Below are 19,355 nucleotides of genomic sequence, written 5' to 3' on the forward strand. Positions count from 1 at the left end.
GCGCAATCTTTATAAGAAGTTCGTATGACGTTAGCTATTTTTTGCCGTAGTGTGCAACATATAGTTAACATCCACACCCGGGGCGAGTTTGAACTTGTCGGTTAACGGGTTGTAGTGCAGGCCGGTAATGTGCTGCTCCTTGAGCCACGTCTGGTCCACCCAGCCCAGCAGTTCAGCAGGCTTGATGAACTTCTTCACGTCGTGCGTGCCTTTCGGCACCATCCGCAGGACATACTCCGCGCCGACAACGGCCATCAGCCAGGCCTTGCCGTTACGGTTGATGGTGGAAAAGAACACCTGGCCGCCCGGTTTCACCAGCTTCGCACAGGCATTGACGACCGACTGCGGATCGGGAACGTGCTCCAGCATCTCCATGCAGGTCACCACGTCGTACTGGTGCGCATGTTCTGCCGCGTGCGCTTCTACCGTTTCCTGCACATATTCCACCTGCACGCCCGATTCCAGCGCGTGCAGACGCGCCACCTGCAGTGGCTCAAAGCCCATATCAAGGCCGGTCACGGTGGCCCCTTCACGCGCCATGCTTTCTGCCAGGATCCCGCCGCCGCAGCCGACGTCGAGCACCTTTTTACCGAACAGACCGCCGGAACGCTCCGCGATATAGCCCAGACGCAGCGGGTTGATGCGATGCAGAGGTTTAAACTCACCTTCGAGATCCCACCAGCGGGACGCCACGGCTTCAAATTTGGCAATCTCTTCGTGGTCAACGTTGTGAGCTACCGGGGATTTTTCGGCATTCATGGGCGCTTTTACTCCTTATTTAGCAAGACAAAGGAGTATATCAGGCAATCCCCGTGAATAAAGCGTATTGCTTTACCTCAATCACCGTGGCTGTGTTATAATTTGCGACCTTTGAATCCGGGATACAGTAGAGGGATAGCGGTTAGATGAGCGACCTTGCGAGAGAAATTACACCGGTTAACATCGAGGAAGAGCTGAAGAGCTCCTATCTGGACTATGCGATGTCGGTCATTGTTGGCCGTGCGCTGCCGGACGTCCGCGATGGCCTGAAGCCGGTACACCGTCGCGTACTATACGCCATGAACGTATTGGGCAATGACTGGAATAAAGCCTATAAAAAATCTGCCCGTGTCGTGGGTGATGTCATCGGTAAATATCACCCGCATGGTGATACCGCCGTTTATGACACCATCGTTCGTATGGCGCAGCCATTCTCCTTGCGTTACATGCTGGTAGATGGTCAGGGTAACTTTGGTTCTGTTGACGGCGACTCCGCGGCGGCGATGCGTTATACGGAAATCCGTATGTCGAAAATCGCTCACGAGCTGATGGCCGACCTGGAAAAAGAGACCGTTGATTTCGTCGATAACTACGACGGCACTGAGCGAATCCCAGATGTTATGCCAACCAAGATCCCGAACCTGTTAGTTAACGGGTCATCCGGTATCGCGGTGGGCATGGCAACCAATATTCCGCCACACAACATCACGGAAGTGATTAACGGCTGCCTGGCCTATATCGATGATGAAGAGATCAGCATTGAAGGGCTGATGGAACACATCCCGGGGCCAGACTTCCCGACCGCAGCGATCATCAACGGTCGTCGTGGTATTGAAGAAGCTTACCGCACCGGTCGCGGCAAGATTTACATCCGTGCCCGCGCCGAAGTGGAAGCCGACGCCAAAACGGGCCGTGAAACCATCATTGTTCACGAGATCCCGTATCAGGTGAACAAGGCGCGTTTGATTGAAAAAATCGCCGAGCTGGTAAAAGAAAAACGCGTTGAAGGCATCAGCGCGCTGCGTGACGAGTCTGATAAAGACGGGATGCGCATCGTGATTGAAATCAAACGCGACGCGGTGGGTGAAGTGGTGCTGAACAACCTCTACTCCCAGACTCAGCTGCAGGTCTCCTTCGGTATCAACATGGTTGCACTGCACCATGGTCAGCCGAAGATCATGAACCTGAAAGAGATCCTGAGCGCGTTTGTGCGTCACCGTCGTGAAGTGGTGACCCGCCGTACAATCTTCGAACTGCGTAAAGCCCGCGACCGTGCGCACATCCTTGAAGCACTGGCCGTCGCGCTGGCAAACATCGACCCGATTATCGAGCTGATCCGCCGCGCACCAACCCCTGCTGAAGCGAAAGCCGCGTTAGTGGCACAGCCGTGGGCGCTGGGCAACGTATCTGCGATGCTGGAGCGTGCCGGTGATGACGCCGCGCGTCCTGAATGGCTGGAACCTGAATTCGGCGTGCGTGACGGTCAGTACTACCTGACTGAACAGCAGGCTCAGGCGATTCTGGATCTGCGTCTGCAGAAACTGACCGGCCTTGAGCATGAAAAACTGCTCGACGAGTACAAAGAACTGCTGGAACAGATTGCTGAGCTGCTGCATATCCTGGGCAGCGCCGATCGTCTGATGGAAGTGATCCGCGAAGAGCTGGAGCTGGTCCGCGACCAGTTTGGCGACGAGCGCCGCACCGAAATCACCGCGAACAGCTCTGATATCAACATCGAAGACCTGATCAACCGCGAAGACGTGGTGGTCACCCTGTCTCACCAGGGCTATGTGAAGTATCAGCCGCTCACCGACTACGAAGCACAGCGTCGTGGTGGTAAAGGCAAATCTGCCGCACGTATTAAAGAAGAAGACTTTATCGACCGCCTGCTGGTGGCTAACACCCATGACACCATCCTCTGCTTCTCAAGCCGGGGTCGTCTGTACTGGATGAAAGTGTATCAGCTGCCGGAAGCGAGCCGCGGCGCGCGTGGTCGTCCGATCGTCAACCTGCTGCCGCTGGAAGCGAACGAACGTATCACCGCGATCCTGCCGGTGCGCGAGTACGAAGAGGGCGTTAACGTCTTTATGGCGACCGCCAGCGGTACCGTGAAGAAAACGGCGCTGACCGAGTTCAGCCGTCCGCGTTCTGCCGGTATCATCGCCGTCAACCTTAACGAAGGCGACGAACTGATTGGCGTGGATCTGACCTCCGGTTCTGACGAAGTGATGCTGTTCTCTGCCGCCGGTAAAGTGGTGCGTTTTAAAGAGAACGCGGTGCGCGCAATGGGTCGTACCGCGACCGGCGTTCGCGGGATCAAACTGGCGGGTGAAGACGCCGTGGTTTCCCTGATTGTTCCACGTGGCGAAGGCGCAATCCTGACCGTCACGCAGAACGGTTACGGTAAGCGTACGGCAGAAAGCGAATACCCGACCAAGTCTCGCGGCACGCAGGGCGTTATCTCCATCAAAGTGACCGAGCGTAACGGTTCCGTTGTGGGCGCGGTGCAGGTAGACGATGCTGACCAGATCATGATGATCACCGATGCCGGTACGCTGGTGCGTACACGCGTGTCTGAGATCAGCGTGGTAGGGCGTAACACCCAGGGCGTTATCCTTATCCGTACTGCGGAAGATGAAAACGTGGTGGGTCTGCAGCGCGTTGCTGAGCCAGTTGATGACGAAGAGCTTGACTCTATCGACGGTACCGTAGCGGAAGGCGATGATGACATCGCGCCGGAAGCCGAGTCCGACGATGATGCTGCGGATGACGCAGACGAGTAATCATCACCTGATGTGAAGAAAAGGGCCGGTTTCCGGCCCTTTTGTTTTGCAGTTGCAGATAACTGAACGTTGCGGCATGGCGCGTTTACCGCTACCTTAACCACATTCTTTTTTGACCCCGATGGCGGAGCCTCGCCCCTTTGAAATACCTTGTCTCCTTTCGTACTACGCTGAAAGTCTCTCGTTATCTGTTTCGGGCGCTGGCACTGTTGCTGTGGCTGCTGGTGGCGCTGATCTCGGTCTTTTATATTGTTAACGCGCTTAACCAGAAAGAAGCTGAAATTCGCCAGGAGTTCAGTATCAGCTCCGATCAGGCCCAGCGTTACATTCAGCGAACGTCGGATGTAATGAAGGAGCTGAAATACATTGCTGAAAATCGCCTGACGGCGGAAAACGGCATCATGGCTATCCGTGGACGCAAAGATAAAACGGAAGTGCCCAATTTCGAGCCACTGTTCCCGGACTCAGACTGCTCCGCGATGGGTAACACCTGGCGCGGTTCGCTCGAATCTCTTGCCTGGTTTATGCGCTACTGGCGCGATAATTTTTCCGCCGCCTACGATCTGAACCGCGTGTTCCTTATCGGCAGCGAAAATCTCTGCATGGCCGACTTTGGCCTGCGTGATATGCCCGTCGAACGGGATGATGCGCTGAAAAGCCTGCATGAACGAATCGTTAAGTACCGCAATGCACCTCAGGAAGAGCGCGGCAATAACATCTTCTGGATAAGCCAGGGGCCGCGCATGGGCGTCGGCTATTTCTATGCCCTTACCCCTGTTTACCTGGCTAACCGCCTGCAGGCGCTGCTGGGAACGGAACAAACCATCCGTATGGAAAACTTCTTCACGCCGGGCAGCCTGCCGATGGGCGTGACCATTCTGGATGAAAACGGCCATACGCTGATTTCGCTGACCGGGCCGGAGAGCCGCTTAAAAATCGATCCGCACTGGATGCAGGAGCGCTCGTGGTTTGGCTACACCTCGGGCTTCCGCGAGCTGGTGCTCAAGAAAAGTTTACCGCCGTCCTCGCTCAGCATCGTCTACTCGGTGCCTGTTGATATGGTGCTTGAGCGGATCCGTATCCTGATCCTCAATGCCATCCTGCTGAACGTGCTGGTCGGCGTCGCGCTGTTTATGCTGGCGCGGATGTACGAGCGCCGGATATTTATCCCTGCCGAGAGTGATGCCCAGCGTCTGGAAGAGCACGAGCAGTTCAACCGCAAGATTGTCGCCTCTGCGCCGGTGGGGATCTGTATTCTGCGCACCCAGGATGGCACCAACATCCTCAGCAATGAGCTGGCACATAACTACCTCAACATGCTGACCCACGAAGACCGGCAGCGGCTGACGCAGATCATCTGCGGTCAGCAGGTTAACTTTGTCGACGTGCTGACCAGCACCCACACTAACCTGCAGATCAGCTTTGTGCATTCGCGCTACCGTAATGAAAACGTGGCGATCTGCGTGCTGGTGGATGTCTCTGCGCGCGTGAAAATGGAAGAGTCATTGCAGGAGATGGCGCAGGCGGCGGAGCAGGCCAGCCAGTCGAAGTCGATGTTCCTTGCCACCGTCAGCCACGAGCTGCGCACACCGCTTTACGGCATTATCGGTAACCTCGATCTGTTGCAGACCAAGGAGTTACCGAAAGGGGTCGACAGGCTGGTCACGGCCATGAACAACTCCTCAAGTCTGCTGCTGAAGATCATCAGCGACATTCTCGATTTCTCGAAAATTGAGTCCGAACAGCTCAAAATCGAGCCGCGGGAGTTCTCCCCGCGCGAGGTGATGAACCACATCAGCGCGAACTACATGCCGCTGGTGGTGCGTAAACAGCTGGGGCTGTACTGCTTTATTGAGCCTGACGTGCCGCTGACGCTGCATGGCGACCCGATGCGCCTGCAGCAGGTCATCTCGAACCTGCTCAGCAACGCGATTAAATTCACCGACACGGGCTGTATTGTGCTGCATGTCTGCCTCGTTGGCGACTATTTGACCATCCGCGTGCGCGATACGGGCGTCGGGATCCCGGCGAAAGAAGTAGTGCGCCTGTTTGATCCCTTCTTCCAGGTGGGAACCGGAGTACAGCGCAACTTCCAGGGCACCGGGCTGGGGCTGGCGATTTGCGAAAAACTGATCAGCATGATGGACGGCGATATCTCCGTGGATACCGAGCCGGGCATGGGGAGCCAGTTTACCATACGTATTCCGCTTTACTCGGCGCAGTACCCGGCCAAACCGATGCTGGACGGCCTGAACGGTAAACGCTGCTGGCTGGCCGTCAATAACGCATCGCTGAACGAATACCTCAGATCCTTGTTAAGCAGTAACGGCATCGAGGTGTCTCTCTACGAAGGGCAAACCCCGGATGCGGACGACATGCTGATTGCGGATGACCCGCCGGAGCAGCCGTGGCAGGGCAGGGGCGCGGTGATCTTCTGCCGACGTCATATCGGCATACCCGTTGAGCGCGCGCCCGGCGAGTGGGTGCACAGCGTGGCTACGCCGCACGAACTGTTAGCCTTGCTGGCGCGCATTTACAGCATCCAACTGGACGACGGGGATAACGCATCGGCGCTGCCTTCTCCTGAGTCGCTGGCCTCGCTGAATGACGACATGATGATCCTGGTGGTGGACGACCATCCGATTAACCGTCGCCTTCTGGCTGACCAACTCGGCTCGCTGGGGTATCAGTGCAAAACGGCGAACGATGGCGTCGATGCGCTTAACGTTCTCAGCAAAAACCATATTGATATCGTGCTGAGCGACGTGAACATGCCGAATATGGACGGGTATCGCCTGACGCAGCGCATTCGTCAACTTGGCCTGACGCTGCCAGTGGTAGGCGTGACGGCAAACGCCCTGGCGGAAGAGAAACAGCGCTGTCTTGAGTCGGGTATGGACAGCTGCCTGTCAAAACCGGTAACGCTGGACGTGCTGAAGCAGACGTTGTCGGTGTATGCAGACAGGGTCAGAAAAACGAGAGTATAAAAAAGGCCCGTAAGGGCCTTTTTAATTGCCCGGCGGCGCTGCGCTTGCGCGGGCCTACGGGGTCTGTGTGCCGGGTAAGCGCGAGCGCCACCCGGCACAGGCAGCGGAGATCAATCCTTGTCCGACGCGCTCAGCGTGACGGAAGAGAGATAGTTCAGGAGAGCGATATCGTTATCCACACCCAGCTTCATCATCGCGGATTTTTTCTGGCTACTGATGGTTTTAATGCTGCGGTTCAGCTTCTTGGCAATCTCGGTGACCAGGAAACCTTCAGCGAACAGACGCAGAACTTCACTCTCTTTCGGTGACAGGCGTTTGTCACCGTAGCCACCCGCGCTGATTTTCTCCAGCAGACGGGAGACGCTCTCAGGGGTGAACTTCTTGCCTTTCTGCAGCGCGGCGAGCGCTTTCGGCAGGTCGGTAGGCGCACCTTGCTTCAGCACAATCCCTTCAATATCCAGATCCAACACCGCGCTCAGGATAGCCGGGTTGTTGTTCATGGTCAGAACGATGATCGAGATGTCAGGGAAGTGACGTTTAATATATTTGATGAGCGTAATCCCATCACCGTATTTGTCCCCAGGCATGGAGAGATCGGTGATGAGGACGTGTGCATCAAGCTTTGGGAGGTTATTGATCAGTGCTGTAGAGTCTTCAAATTCACCGACTACATTCACCCACTCGATCTGTTCAAGCGATTTGCGAATACCGAACAGTACAATCGGATGGTCATCGGCAATAATTACGTTCATATTGTTCATGTATAAGGCTACCTTGCTACAGCAAGCTTTTGACGTAGGCGTCAATGTCGCTGATATAATTTTCAATGCCAGAGGCATCTTTCTCACGAATTAGATGTTCCAGCGTTTCACATAACTGCTTGCCGGGAACCAGATTAAGCATGGCAAACACGCCTTTAAGCCGGTGTGCTGTCTGCGCCAGCGCTGCAAAATCATTCGCAGCGGACTCAGTATACAACCGCTTAACATCATCTGGTACTGTATCAACAAACAGTGAATAGTATCCGCTGGCATGGAGTTCGGCATTTTCATCACCGCCCAACGGGGACTCCAGGATATCTTCCTGCGCCAGCTGCTCCTCGATCAGTTGTAGTACAGCCTCCTGCATCGCATTGCTCATGTTAAAGTTGACGCGCATCTGCCCAGGGCCGATTTTTCGCACGCCTGGCTCATCATCGCTTAAAAGCAAGCCGGAGGCAGTAAGATTAGACGGATTATCAGTTAAAAACAGATCAAATTCTTGACTCGCGAGCCGTTCATCGGGGGTGATACAGCTTGCGCCCCAGTTTTCCAGCTGGCGAACCACGATATTGCGGATCTCGTTTGAGGTCACATCGACCATCACCACCACATCATCCAGCAGGCGTTCTTCATCTTCTTCCCGCGGGTTGGCGGTCATTTTTACGTGCAATGAATAGCGCGTGCCGAGAGATTCACGCGCCTTGATGTTCAGGTGCCCACCCAGCTTGCGCGCCAGCTGATCGCACAGCCAGAAGGTGAGGGCATTTGCCTTGCCGTAGCGGTCGCCCTGCGTATCGTTAAGGAACGGGAAGTGCAGGTTATCAATTTCACTCACGGTGACGCCTTCGCCGGTGTCGAGGATACGGAAGGTCAGACGATCGTCCGTTGACTCGTCGGTGCTGACCTCCAGGGTGATCTTGCCGATCTGCGTGGTGGTCACCGCGTACTGGATAAGCATTAACAGGATCCGGCGCAGGGCTTCGCGATCGCCGTGGCGTTTATCGTTAGCTGGTAAGTGGTTGTTGATGAGCAGTTGCAGACCCTTGCGCTTAATCACGGGCAGCACGTCAGGCACCACTTCATCAATCAGATCCTGAATAGAGAACAGGGACGGATTGCCTTTCCAGCTGTCGCTTTCCAGCATGTTCGCAAGCTGAATTTCATCTACCAGCTGCACCAGCGAGTCAGCCTGGCCTGCGAGCTGATGGCTTTCAGGCGTGCTCAGTTCGGCAGCCTTCGCGGCAAGCGTTTTTAACGGTTGCTTGAAGGCCTCGCCAATGTTTTGCATGAACGCGGCGCGCCCCTGCTGGTTTTTTTCATACAGCCTCTGCGCCTGCTTCAGCTTTTTATTCACCAGCACTTCGCGATCCTGATCGCGAATAACAAAAATCTGCGTGCGCGATGCCACCTGGCTGCGGAACTGGCGGATCTCGTAGAGTTCATTATTAATGGTGGCCTGGATCACCCCCTGATGCTGATCCGCCATGGTGGTAATGTTCTGCAGGTTCAGATGTGGCAGCAGGTGGTCGGCAATCTTGTTACTCATTACCGTGCGGTTAGCCTCCTGGTCGTGAACCAGCACACCCAACGGCAGCACGGAGACAATCTCTTCATTAAGGGCGCGCAATACGCGTAGCTCGTTACTTGTTCCAACGGAGACGGAAGAGGATTCCCCCTTCTGGCGGCCCGGCTGGAAACGGAAGGTGCTGTAGCCAAACAGCGCCAGCGCCAGCAGGCCAATGTTCAGGAGCAGCGGCAGCAGGATATTTTGCAGGGTGTCGAGCAGCAGCGTGCCGAAAGGAACCTGCCACACCAGACGCATGCCGGTTGAGTTCAGCGAGGAGGAAATTTCAATCTTCGAACCGTTAAAGGAGATCGAGACGCTCTCTGCCCCTTCTTTATCCGGCGGCGTGCGCATGTTTTGCGTGCTGTTGTCAGGATCCAGACGGAAGCTGTCCAGCGGCATATCCGGCGGGATCAGGTCATTAATGGGTAAGTCGAAGGCTACCACCGTCGCCAGATGCCCTGGCTGGTTAAAGGTGGTGCGCAAGGTAAAGTAATGCCCGTTTTGCCAGGCCAGCCGACGCAGGGAGGAGAAACTTTCACGCTCGTCCAGGGCGTTAGCCTGCTGGAGCATTTCCGCCCGGCGGGAATCAACGATGCTGCCAACGGTAGTCTCTTTAAAGCCGGAGGAGAGATCTTTAAGCGGCAACGTCGAGACCAGAATCATGCTGTTGTCCTGGCCGTTCAGGTAATACATAGACCACGGCACGGTCTCCGCACCCCAGAGGGTATCAAGATAGCTGGAAATGCGCTGGGTCATCTCCAGCGTGGCGCTGTCGTGCGAGCCGAAAATCAGGGCTTCTGTTTTACGCTGTGGTTTTTCGAGGTAATAAACGTCCTGCTTAAGACGCGTTTCCTGTAGTCCTTCGCCGGACGATGTGGCCGGGGCGGCGGCAATATTGTCGTAAATCTGCCACGTGGCGTAGCGCCAGGTATCGATACGCTTATGAATAGCGTGGGTGATATCGACGACCTGATAGCTTTTGTCCTTAAGCCAAGTATTCACCGCGCTTTGAATCATCACCCCCATCGTGACTAACAGCACAATGATCAACAGAAGAAAGAAACGGGTGATGCTCCCGGGAAGAAGGGAAAATTTGCTCGGGGCGGTAGTTTCAGTCTGACTCATTGATATGTTTAACCCGTGGTGGCTGCGCTTTAAGGGGATAGGGCAGTATAAAGGGTAATAACCGAATTTCCAGCGCCGTCATCGGTGAAGCAGGGACTTTTTATTGCCTGAATACCCTCATCGCATAAAGCTTAAAAGATGTACAACATCATGCTGAGTGTACAAATAAGTGGCGATAAGAGGGCGAAAATAGCACTAATAAACAAGAAATTAAAAATTTATGCCAGAATGGATATTTTAGAGGGGAAAATAATCGATTTAGTTAATAGTCGTTATAATTTCACGCGGGTAGCACAAGAAAATTATATTTACGTAAAGATAGGTAAAAAAAAACCGAATGCCTTGCATTCGGTCTAATCAGGGATAAACAGACATTCAAAGCTGAATGACGGTAATAAATAAAGTTAATGATGATAGCAAGAGTTATTTTAGTGAGGTTGTGCGATTTTGTTTTGTCTTTCAGTGCTGTAAAGAATTTTGAGTTAACCTGTTGATTTTATTATTGATATTTTTAAGCTTGATTATAAGTGCTCTATTTTTTCACTGTTTGTGCTTTGTAAAAGTTCCTCTTTATTTACAAATGGAAACATCTTTATGGAACAATGAAACATCTTCAAAGTTTTAGTATCATATTCCCATTGGATTATTCTGTAATTTTAAGGAGAATGAATCCGCCGACTGATTAAGAGGGTTGATCAGTAAGCAGTGGCAATAATAAGGCATATAACAGAGGGTTAATAAAATGAAAGTTAAAGTTCTTTCCCTCCTGGTACCAGCTCTGCTGGTAGCAGGCGCAGCAAATGCGGCTGAAATTTATAACAAAGACGGCAACAAATTAGATCTGTACGGCAAAGTAGATGGTCTGCACTATTTCTCTGATGACAAGAGCGCTGACGGCGACCAGACCTACATGCGTCTTGGCTTCAAAGGCGAAACTCAGGTTAACGACCAGCTGACCGGTTACGGCCAGTGGGAATACCAGATTCAGGGTAACACCGATGAAAGCGACAACCAGTCCTGGACGCGTGTGGCGTTCGCGGGTCTGAAATTCGCTGACGCGGGTTCTTTCGATTACGGTCGTAACTACGGCGTAATCTACGACGTGACCTCCTGGACCGACGTCCTGCCAGAGTTTGGCGGCGACACTTACGGCGCAGACAACTTCATGCAATCCCGTGCCAACGGCGTAGCAACCTACCGTAACCAGGACTTCTTCGGTCTGGTTGATGGCCTGAACTTTGCTCTGCAGTATCAGGGTAAAAACGGCAGCGTCAGCGGTGAAAACGATGCGGGTCGTAGCACCCTGAAACAGAACGGCGACGGTTACGGGGCATCCCTGTCCTACAACCTGGGCGAAGGCTTCAGCATCGGCGGTGCGATGTCCTCTTCCAAACGTACCTCTGACCAGAACAACACCGCAGCACTGGGTGATGGCGATCGCGCAGAAGTGTACACCGGTGGTCTGAAATACGACGCCAACAACATCTACCTGGCCGCGCAGTACTCTCAGACCTATAACGCAACCCGTTTCGGTAATTCCCAGAGCACCAGCGACATCTACGGTTTTGCGAACAAAGCGCAGAACTTCGAAGTGGTTGCTCAGTACCAGTTCGACTTCGGCCTGCGTCCATCCGTGGCGTACCTGCAGTCTAAAGGCAAAGACATCGAAGGTTACGGCGATCAGGATCTGCTGAAATATGTTGATGTTGGCGCGACTTACTACTTCAACAAAAACATGTCTACCTACGTTGATTACAAAATCAACCTCGTGGACGAAAACGAATTCACCCGTCAGGCGGGTATCGGTACTGATGATATCGTAGCGCTGGGTCTGGTTTACCAGTTCTAATCGCGTTTCAGTACGTTGAAGGGGCCTTTTGGCCCCTTTTTTCATGCAATGATTGGGGTCTTACAAATGCCCCCGTTTGGTGTACTCTTGCCGCCCTGGCATGAGGATAATAAGAATGGACATGACTTTTTTACGCGCCAGCTTTTTGGCTACGCTTTTACTTCTGACAGCATGCGACGCATCAACGCCTCCGGAAAAAACCACCGCGCCAGCGCCAACGGTTCTGGATGGTAAAACCATGGGCACCGTCTGGCGCGTCAGCGTGATGAACCTAGACAACGCGCGCGCCGACGAACTCCGCGAAAAAATCCAGTCGCAGCTGGATGCTGACGATCAGCTGCTGTCGACCTGGAAAAATGACTCCGCGCTGATGCGCTTCAATCTTTCCAGAAGCACCTCGCTGTGGCCAGTCAGTGAGGCGATGGCCGACATCGTGACCGAAGCAATGCGCGTGGGATACAAAACCAACGGCGCGATGGATGTCACCGTCGGGCCGCTGGTGAACCTCTGGGGCTTTGGCCCCACTAAACAGCCTGACACCACCCCCGACCAGGCGGCGATTGATGACGCCCGCGCCCGCACGGGGTTACAGCATCTGACGACGATCTATCAGTACGGTCAGCAGTATCTTCAGAAAGATATTCCCGATCTGTTTGTCGACCTTTCGACGGTAGGCGAGGGCTATGCAGCGGACCATCTTGCTAAGCTGATGGCGCAGGAAGGGATTTCACGGTATCTGGTTTCAGTGGGTGGTGCGCTGGTCAGCCGGGGCATGAACGCCAGCGGTGAACCGTGGCGGGTGGCGATCCAAAAGCCAACCGACCAGCAGAACGCGGTTCAGGCGATTGTGGATATCAACGGTCACGGCATCAGCACCTCCGGCAGCTACCGCAACTACTATGAACTTGACGGTAAACGGATTTCGCATGTGATCGACCCGCAGACGGGACGTCCAATCACGCATAACCTGGTCTCGGTCACGGTTATCGCCCCGACGGCGCTGGAGGCGGACGCCTGGGACACCGGGCTGATGGTGCTGGGTACCGAGAAAGCTAAAGAGGTAGTGCGTCAGGAAGGGCTGGCCGTTTACATGATCACCAAAGAGGCGGATGGATTCAAAACCTGGCATTCACCGCAGTTCGACAGCTTTCTGGTTAAGGAACAAAATTAAAAAGCAAGGTTGCGGGTTTTTCTTCGCTGGCGCTCGGGCAAGGTAGGGGTATGCTTGTAAGAGGAGCCGATGATGAAAAACCTGACCATGACCGATGATGAGCGCTGGCAGGCCGTGCTGGCCCGCGATCCGCTCGCCGATAACCAGTTTGTCTTTGCGGTAGAGACGACCGGCATTTTCTGCCGTCCTTCCTGCCGCGCCCGCCACGCGCTGCGTCAGAATGTTCGTTTTTATCCCGATGCAAAACGCGCTGCGCAGGCTGGCTTTCGTCCCTGCAAGCGCTGCATGCCGGACAAACCCGATCCGCAGGCGCAAAAGCTGCAAAAAATTGAGCTGGCCTGCCGTCTGCTCGAGCAGGATCCGGCCCTGAGTCTGGAGGCGCTGGCCCGGCAGGTTGCCGTCAGCCCGTTCCATTTCCATCGTCTGTTTAAATCCGTGACCGGCATGTGTAGGCGCGAAAATTGTTTGATACTGATTTGAATTGGATTTGATTCACGATGATACCCCACCGGGGCATATCAAATACCTTTCAAATCAGCGCAATTTTCAACCTATCAAACCATCACTAACCTTCCTTGCTTCTTTCCTCTGTACTGCCCGATCCCATAGATTTGGTGTGCGTCGCACTACAGGCCTGTAGGTTTCTTAGTCGCTTAGAAGGAATTGACCATGAACTGTACCGCTGAAAACGAATTTGCACTCATTTGTAGGAAATTCTGCACTAACATTTATGCCATTAACGAGTGCAAATATCTTACAAATGGAATAAGAAATGACTGAATAATCATCACGCATGCCTTTGCAACACCTGATGATTTCAATCCCAGAAGTTGGTAATTCTATGTCCTTATCAGTATCGATCTGTTTTGCCGATCAATTGCGGTTAATCTATCACCAAATTCTATTAATTTGATTTAGATCGCGAACTTCAACGAGATTTTTTTGCACAGTTTAAGAACCACCAGTTTGGGTGGGGTACTTGTTCTAAGGTTTAGACATTTATGGAAAATGAACTCATTTCTCACAGGCTGCAGGGCGACATCCTCAGAGCCTTGTCCGTTTTTCATCCGTATGCGCCTACGGGTAAGCAATATTTCAATTGCTTCGGCGAACGCGATGAGTTCCAGATGGTGATAAACGTCATGTCATTGATAGCAAAAGGCCTTGTATCTCGCCGAGCTGTTATAGATGTAAAGGGATGCGCAACGTTGAACCTTTGTCACCTGAGGTTGACCCAGAAAGGTTTTTCTTATGCTTTAACACATTGAAGGTGTTAGCCATTGTTCATATTTAATATGAGCTTCAGGCCAGCCGGATTTAAAAGGAAACTACGACATGAATAAACTTTTATCTCTTGAATTACAGAAGGACATCCTTGATGCCCTTCTAGTCTTTCATCCTCATCGTATGACGGCAGACCAATATTTTGAGTGCTTTGGTGATTGTGATGAGTTTCAGATGCTTGCGAACGTGGATGCCCTTATAGGCCAGGGATTGATAGACGATACCGCAATTCATGTTTGTGATGGAGAAAAATTCATTTCTTTAGGGCAGTTGAAGCTAAGCAAAATTGCACTACAAAAAGCCAGAACTACCTGATTTATCTGGCATGGCTGTGACATCCTACGTCCTGAGTTCATCAGCGCCAGACTTATCTGGCGCTGACTATGTAACCGTAAGATAGTTTGATACAGATTTGAACGGATTTGATTCACAGTGAAGCCCCTAACGCTATTTCTGCGTAACCTCATGAGAAAGTAGCAAAAAAGTTAGCCACATAGTATGTAAGGCTATACAATCTGCGCTTTACATAGGTTAACAAACGAACAACACATGGCAGAAAAGAAAAACGGTACGCTTAACTCAATTCAGATCCTGCGCGGCATAGCCGCTGTTGCGGTCATGCTGGTTCACCATCAGGCGTTTATACCATTACCCGCAAATGCTCCGTTCGGGAAGATAATACCTGGTGGCTCCTGGGGAGTAGACCTGTTCTTCCTGATTAGTGGGTTTATTGCGGCTTATACGGTATCGCCGAGTAGTATTGGTACAAGAGCGGGGGCAAACTACCTGTTGCGCCGACTAATCAGGATACTTCCTCTTTATTACATATTAACGATGCTGAGTTTTGGTTCGGATGCCACAGCCTGGTTGCACAGTCTGAAGTCGATGCTATTTATCCCTATTGGTGGTGACAATGGCCCGGCCTATGGGGGCGCACAAATCGGCCAGGGATGGACGTTAAACTACGAGATGTATTTCTATCTGGTAGTTACTGTTTCCTTTGTTTTTGGTAAATACAAATGGCTATTTTCCATAACGCTGATAAGTAGCGTTATAGGCTTACCCCTTATGCTGAACTCCTTGCCAGAAAACTATTTAATTTATGGATTTTCATTCCCGTATACTTACTTTTCAATGATAACTCACCCTATCGTTTTTGAGTTTCTTGCCGGTTCTCTGCTGGGGATGTATTACCCTCGAATGCGGGTAATTACAAGGCAAAGCGAAACATGCCTGTACTTCTGTTTTATAGGGATTTTCCTCTACAACGTCTATGCCCCACATTGGGTCGGGCATGGCCTTCAGGGTTGGGGGTTCCCTTGTCTCTTGCTGTTAGTAGCCATGTTGAAACTCGAAAAAAGCGGCTTCCGGTTCAACAATCGTGCGCTGCTTCATTTGGGGGCATGTTCATATTCAATTTATCTTTTACATGAAAATATTAAGAACATTTTCATTAAGATTGCAAAACATGCCGCACACTTATTTGTAATGCCTGACATACTGATATTGGTTTTATCCCTAGCCACAACGTTTATTGTCGCACACTATACACACAGGATTATTGAGGTAAGATTATCAGACTGGCTTAAAACGCGGTTATTGCAAAAAAGGTTAACGGGCGGAGCCAGTGTCACCCCTCCCTTATAGATATGAAACCAGCAAACAAAATACAGCAATCCAAACGTGCCGCATTCGGCACATTTGACTGTTCAGGCTTCTTTTGCTGCCGCTGTTTTTGCCTCAGCAGCCTGGTCAATCTTTTTACGAATATAAGCCCGAATGGTTTTATAGCCACCAGCAATCAGATAGAGCGCACAAACAGCAGTGCAACCATAAAGTAATACAGTCTGAATCAACGTCATTTCTTACTCCTTTGTTTATTTTTAAGCAAAAGGGAAGTGTCCCCTCCTGTCAATATCGGTTTTATTGTTCTGGTTTTTCCGGCCACTCTGGCTTGCTGAGGTCGACATTTTTCAGCACCTCGATATAGTTGAGCCAGGTCTGTAACTTGGCTTTGTTAGTTTCAGAGAGTGACCCCAACATAAGTGCGGTCTGCCATTCGCCGATAACCTGGCGGGCTTCAGTGATTAACTGGCTTTGTTTGGCTGTTGCCTCTGCCAGTAGTGCATCTTTTTCCGCTTCCTCATCCTTGATCCAGGCTTTCCCGTCCCACTTCTCATACTTCCCTAAGGGAGCTGTCGTCACCACGTTCTCCGGCAGCGGCCCCAGCTCCTCAATGACAGTTGATGCCCCGGAGGCAGTATCATAAACGGTGACGCCGCGATGGTCTTCGATGAGCGACCACGCCTGCTTCGCTTCATCAAAAATAGCGACATGGTCGACAGGAATCGCCGGTGGCGCTATTTCGGTACAGTTGGCGGGTAATCCTGTATGTGGTGCAATATACGCATCACCGGCACCGATAAATTCATTAGTGTCAGCACGCAAATTAAAAACTTTGATGGTTTGTGCGTTGTCGGACATTTTAAAAGTCATGCTAGCCTCACAATATAATTAAATGCGATGTTTTTAACGGTGTTTTCCGCATTACCGGCTGCGGCGACCGTAATAGTATGACCGTGTGCTCCCATAACGATAGCGTGAGTATGTGCACCAATGGCTACCGTATGGGTATGGGCACCAAGCACAATGTTATGAGTATGTGCGCCTATAGCAACGGTATGTGTGTGCGCACCAGCTGATGTAGTCGCTCGTGGCCCCTTTTTATCTCCAGCTCCGTCAGGGCCAGCTGCACCTGCAACATAGTTATCGTTGTAATTATGTGTATGAGCACCAGCACTGTTTGTTGTCTTTGTCCCGTAATCAAAAGATGTTGTGGCCTTAGTCCCCAAATTCGTACTTGATGTGGTTTTCGTACCATAATCAAAAGCGGATGAGGTCTTGGTGCCGAGGTCAGTATTTGACGCCGTCGCAGTATGCGCGTGTGACTTGATGCCATCGGCCTCAAGGCTCAGTAAGGCACGCCCATCAGGCGCACCTTTAATGGTTTGTCCGCGCATATCAGGCAGCTTACCGGACGGATAGGCCGCAGCGGTTTTCGGGTATTTGGCGGTGTCAAACGTCTGCCCTTGCATGATGGCGTATCCGTCAGGTGGCGTGGTTGTTGGCCATGCCAGCGGTGTGCCAACGGGGACAGCCACAGACGCAGCGGTGGCCGCAATCGCCGTAGCAATGGCTTTTATTGCCGTCACCAGCTGGTTATTCTTCGACGGGTCAGGCGTCATTTTAGCTTCAGCCAGAATATTTTTACTCTCGGTCTGAACATCAATAATACCGCCCTGAAGCGCGTTCATGATTTTCGCGTAAACGATGGTGCCTTCCGCGCCGGTTGACGGGTCGCCATCGTGAAATAATCCATCGTCGGTATCAACCGGCTCGATAATATCTTTCATTACGTTTTATTCTCCACGTAATTAAATACAACCTGTGTATGAGCAGGTTTTAAATCGCGGAATATGCTCTCCAGCATATTCTGGCCAAATGACATCAGGCGCTCACCCGTAGCCGAACTGCCGCAGCGGAAGCGGTAAATCGGCACCTGACCATCCTGAATATTCACAATCCACACCCAGACAATTTCCGGTATCCACAGACGGTCACCGCAACGGTTACGGCCACAGCGGAACGGCTCCGGCTCGTCGATGGTGACGTCATAGCCCAGCGACTTTGCCAGGCGGATAAAGTAGCTGCGGCTCAGCCCTCCGGTTTCGTTCAGCTTCGCCATAATCTGCTGGCGACGGGCCTGAATGGTCATGCCGTTGCTCACTGAAAGCCCCAGCACGCGCTCCCAGTCCGACAGCAGCGCCACAGCGGTAAAGGGCGTCACGCCGTTCAGCACCTCCTGAGCGCTGCGCTCGACATTGGCCAGCATATTCCCCTCGGCCTGCAGTTCAGCGTTCAGCCGCTTACCATCGCGTGCATAGCCATCGGGTAGCAGCAGGTACAACAGTTCGCGCCAGTCGTTCCCGGTCATTTGAGTTCATCCACGGTGATGGTGCCCGGACGTATCCACTGCACGGTCTTCTCGCTGACCTCCGGCACGACGTTACCGGTCGGCGCGGTCAGCTCGTAGTCCACCACGCCGGTAATATCGGAGATAAGCGCTCCCATCTGGGTTCTGACCGCAATCTCACCCGGAGCCAGACGGCTGAAGTAGTCCGTCAGCACCTGGGTTATCTGCGTCCTGGCCTCATCAAGCGACAGCCCGTCGAGGCTGACTTTGACTGAGATATCGGTACTCACCGGCTCCGGGGCCATCACCAGCGTGTCTTTCGCCGTTACCGGGCGCTGGTCGTCGATATGGGCCTGCACCGCCTTGAGAGTCTCGTCGGACGGCAGGCCGCCGCTGGCGGTAATCACCACGTCCACCGTGCCATAGCCCCGGCGCAGGGGGTAAACATACGCCTCTGATACGCCGCTGACCTCCATCGCCCAGCGGCGGTAGTCGTATTTGTTGCCCCCGGCTGGCGGGCGGCGCATCAGCTCCAGCAGGCGGGAGAGCAGCGAGTCGTCGCTCTCGGCATCCGTGCCACCGCGCATGGTCTTAATCGTTACCGCACTGTCGATACCCTGCGGGGCACTGAGCAGCGTGGCAGCGGTGTTGTCACTGAGGTTGCCCACGACGCCAGGAGTCATGGCGCTGGCGCTCACGGTAACGGTGCCTTTATCGCTGAGCGTGGCCTCTGCCGTGGTCTGGTACAGGACATTGCCGCCGCGCGGACGGAACTGCAGACCGCTGGCCACCTTCAGGCCCGCAGAGCCGGTGAGCGTGACCTGACCGCTTGCTGCGCTGGCGGGTTTAGGGGAAAGACCACGTGAGCGGGCATGCATTACCAGCCAGTCATGATCGGCGGTGTCGGGAAATATCTGGCGCAGTATCCAGCTCTGGTCGTTGTACAGACCCTGCGCCACGCCGGAGACGGCGTTCGCCCGGATGGCGTAATCACTGTCACCGGAGACGTCCGCATCCGGGAGCTGGTTGCGGATATCCCGTAGCTGTTGTTGAGTAATGTCGGCGAGTGCCGGTACGCTGCGAGCCATAATTCCCC

General features: G+C 53.0%; 14 protein-coding genes and 1 pseudogene. 7 read left to right on the plus strand and 8 right to left on the minus strand.

From position 1 onward, the window contains the following. Nucleotides 1-30: 30 nt before the first annotated feature. The gene (gene ubiG / locus I6L58_RS20095) at nucleotides 31-759 is read right to left on the minus strand and encodes a bifunctional 2-polyprenyl-6-hydroxyphenol methylase/3-demethylubiquinol 3-O-methyltransferase UbiG (protein WP_006176471.1); all 729 of its coding nucleotides are present in this window, start codon (nucleotides 757-759) and stop codon (nucleotides 31-33) included. A 146-nt stretch (nucleotides 760-905) separates the two neighbouring features. On the opposite strand from ubiG, the gene gyrA reads away from it, so the two are divergent. Further along, nucleotides 906-3,542, plus strand: a complete 2,637-nt coding sequence (gene gyrA, locus I6L58_RS20100; RefSeq protein ID WP_088208022.1) for a DNA topoisomerase (ATP-hydrolyzing) subunit A — start codon at nucleotides 906-908, stop codon at nucleotides 3,540-3,542. Nucleotides 3,543-3,682: 140 nt separating this feature from the next. Then, complete coding sequence (gene rcsC / locus I6L58_RS20105; RefSeq protein ID WP_088208023.1) at nucleotides 3,683-6,529, plus strand: two-component system sensor histidine kinase RcsC; 2,847 nt, start codon at nucleotides 3,683-3,685, stop codon at nucleotides 6,527-6,529. A gap of 110 nt (nucleotides 6,530-6,639) precedes the next feature. Here the strand turns inward: rcsC and rcsB are convergent, their stop codons facing one another. Together rcsB and rcsD are read right to left on the minus strand one after the other, a co-directional pair. After that, entirely contained in the window at nucleotides 6,640-7,290 is a 651-nt protein-coding gene (gene rcsB, locus I6L58_RS20110; protein WP_006176468.1) for a response regulator transcription factor RcsB, read from the minus strand. A 16-nt stretch (nucleotides 7,291-7,306) separates the two neighbouring features. Further along, nucleotides 7,307-9,982 carry a phosphotransferase RcsD gene (gene rcsD, locus I6L58_RS20115; protein ID WP_006176467.1) on the minus strand — a complete coding sequence of 892 codons (2,676 nt, stop codon included), beginning with the start codon at nucleotides 9,980-9,982 and terminating at the stop codon, nucleotides 7,307-7,309. A gap of 742 nt (nucleotides 9,983-10,724) precedes the next feature. Between rcsD and I6L58_RS20120 the strand changes: the two genes are divergently transcribed. The 5 genes and pseudogenes from I6L58_RS20120 to I6L58_RS20140 all read left to right on the plus strand — a co-directional run bounded on the left by I6L58_RS20120 (nucleotide 10,725) and on the right by I6L58_RS20140 (nucleotide 15,933). Continuing rightward, the gene (locus I6L58_RS20120; protein WP_058609847.1) at nucleotides 10,725-11,831 is read left to right on the plus strand and encodes a porin OmpC; all 1,107 of its coding nucleotides are present in this window, start codon (nucleotides 10,725-10,727) and stop codon (nucleotides 11,829-11,831) included. 115 nt (nucleotides 11,832-11,946) lie between these two features. Continuing rightward, nucleotides 11,947-13,002: an FAD:protein FMN transferase ApbE gene (gene apbE / locus I6L58_RS20125; protein WP_088208024.1), complete on the plus strand. Its 1,056-nt coding sequence runs from the start codon at nucleotides 11,947-11,949 to the stop codon at nucleotides 13,000-13,002. Between the two features lie 72 nt (nucleotides 13,003-13,074). Beyond that, nucleotides 13,075-13,449 (plus strand): annotated as a pseudogene (locus I6L58_RS20130) (Ada metal-binding domain-containing protein); the annotation flags it as partial. 888 nt (nucleotides 13,450-14,337) lie between these two features. Then, nucleotides 14,338-14,601 (plus strand): hypothetical protein, encoded by a 264-nt coding sequence (locus tag I6L58_RS20135; RefSeq protein WP_088208025.1) that lies wholly within the window; start codon nucleotides 14,338-14,340, stop codon nucleotides 14,599-14,601. 234 nt (nucleotides 14,602-14,835) lie between these two features. Next, the gene (locus tag I6L58_RS20140) at nucleotides 14,836-15,933 is read left to right on the plus strand and encodes an acyltransferase family protein (RefSeq protein WP_088208026.1); all 1,098 of its coding nucleotides are present in this window, start codon (nucleotides 14,836-14,838) and stop codon (nucleotides 15,931-15,933) included. A gap of 62 nt (nucleotides 15,934-15,995) precedes the next feature. Here I6L58_RS20140 and I6L58_RS20145 read toward each other — a convergent pair whose 3' ends face one another. From I6L58_RS20145 to I6L58_RS20165, 5 genes are all read right to left on the minus strand, one after another. Then, complete coding sequence (locus tag I6L58_RS20145) at nucleotides 15,996-16,148, minus strand: DUF1378 family protein (protein ID WP_088208027.1); 153 nt, start codon at nucleotides 16,146-16,148, stop codon at nucleotides 15,996-15,998. 61 nt (nucleotides 16,149-16,209) lie between these two features. Beyond that, complete coding sequence (locus I6L58_RS20150) at nucleotides 16,210-16,782, minus strand: tail fiber assembly protein (protein ID WP_088208028.1); 573 nt, start codon at nucleotides 16,780-16,782, stop codon at nucleotides 16,210-16,212. After that, nucleotides 16,779-17,699, minus strand: a complete 921-nt coding sequence (locus tag I6L58_RS20155) for a phage tail protein (protein WP_088208029.1) — start codon at nucleotides 17,697-17,699, stop codon at nucleotides 16,779-16,781. The genes I6L58_RS20150 and I6L58_RS20155 overlap by 4 nt, the downstream gene beginning before the upstream one ends. Continuing rightward, entirely contained in the window at nucleotides 17,699-18,280 is a 582-nt protein-coding gene (locus tag I6L58_RS20160; RefSeq protein ID WP_088208030.1) for a YmfQ family protein, read from the minus strand. Before I6L58_RS20160 ends, I6L58_RS20155 begins: the two co-directional genes overlap by 1 nt. Next, nucleotides 18,277-19,347, minus strand: a complete 1,071-nt coding sequence (locus I6L58_RS20165) for a baseplate J/gp47 family protein (protein WP_088208031.1) — start codon at nucleotides 19,345-19,347, stop codon at nucleotides 18,277-18,279. The genes I6L58_RS20160 and I6L58_RS20165 overlap by 4 nt, the downstream gene beginning before the upstream one ends. Nucleotides 19,348-19,355 lie beyond the last annotated feature (8 nt).

It is taken from the genome of Enterobacter cancerogenus, assembly GCF_019047785.1.
GTDB lineage: Bacteria > Pseudomonadota > Gammaproteobacteria > Enterobacterales > Enterobacteriaceae > Enterobacter > Enterobacter cancerogenus.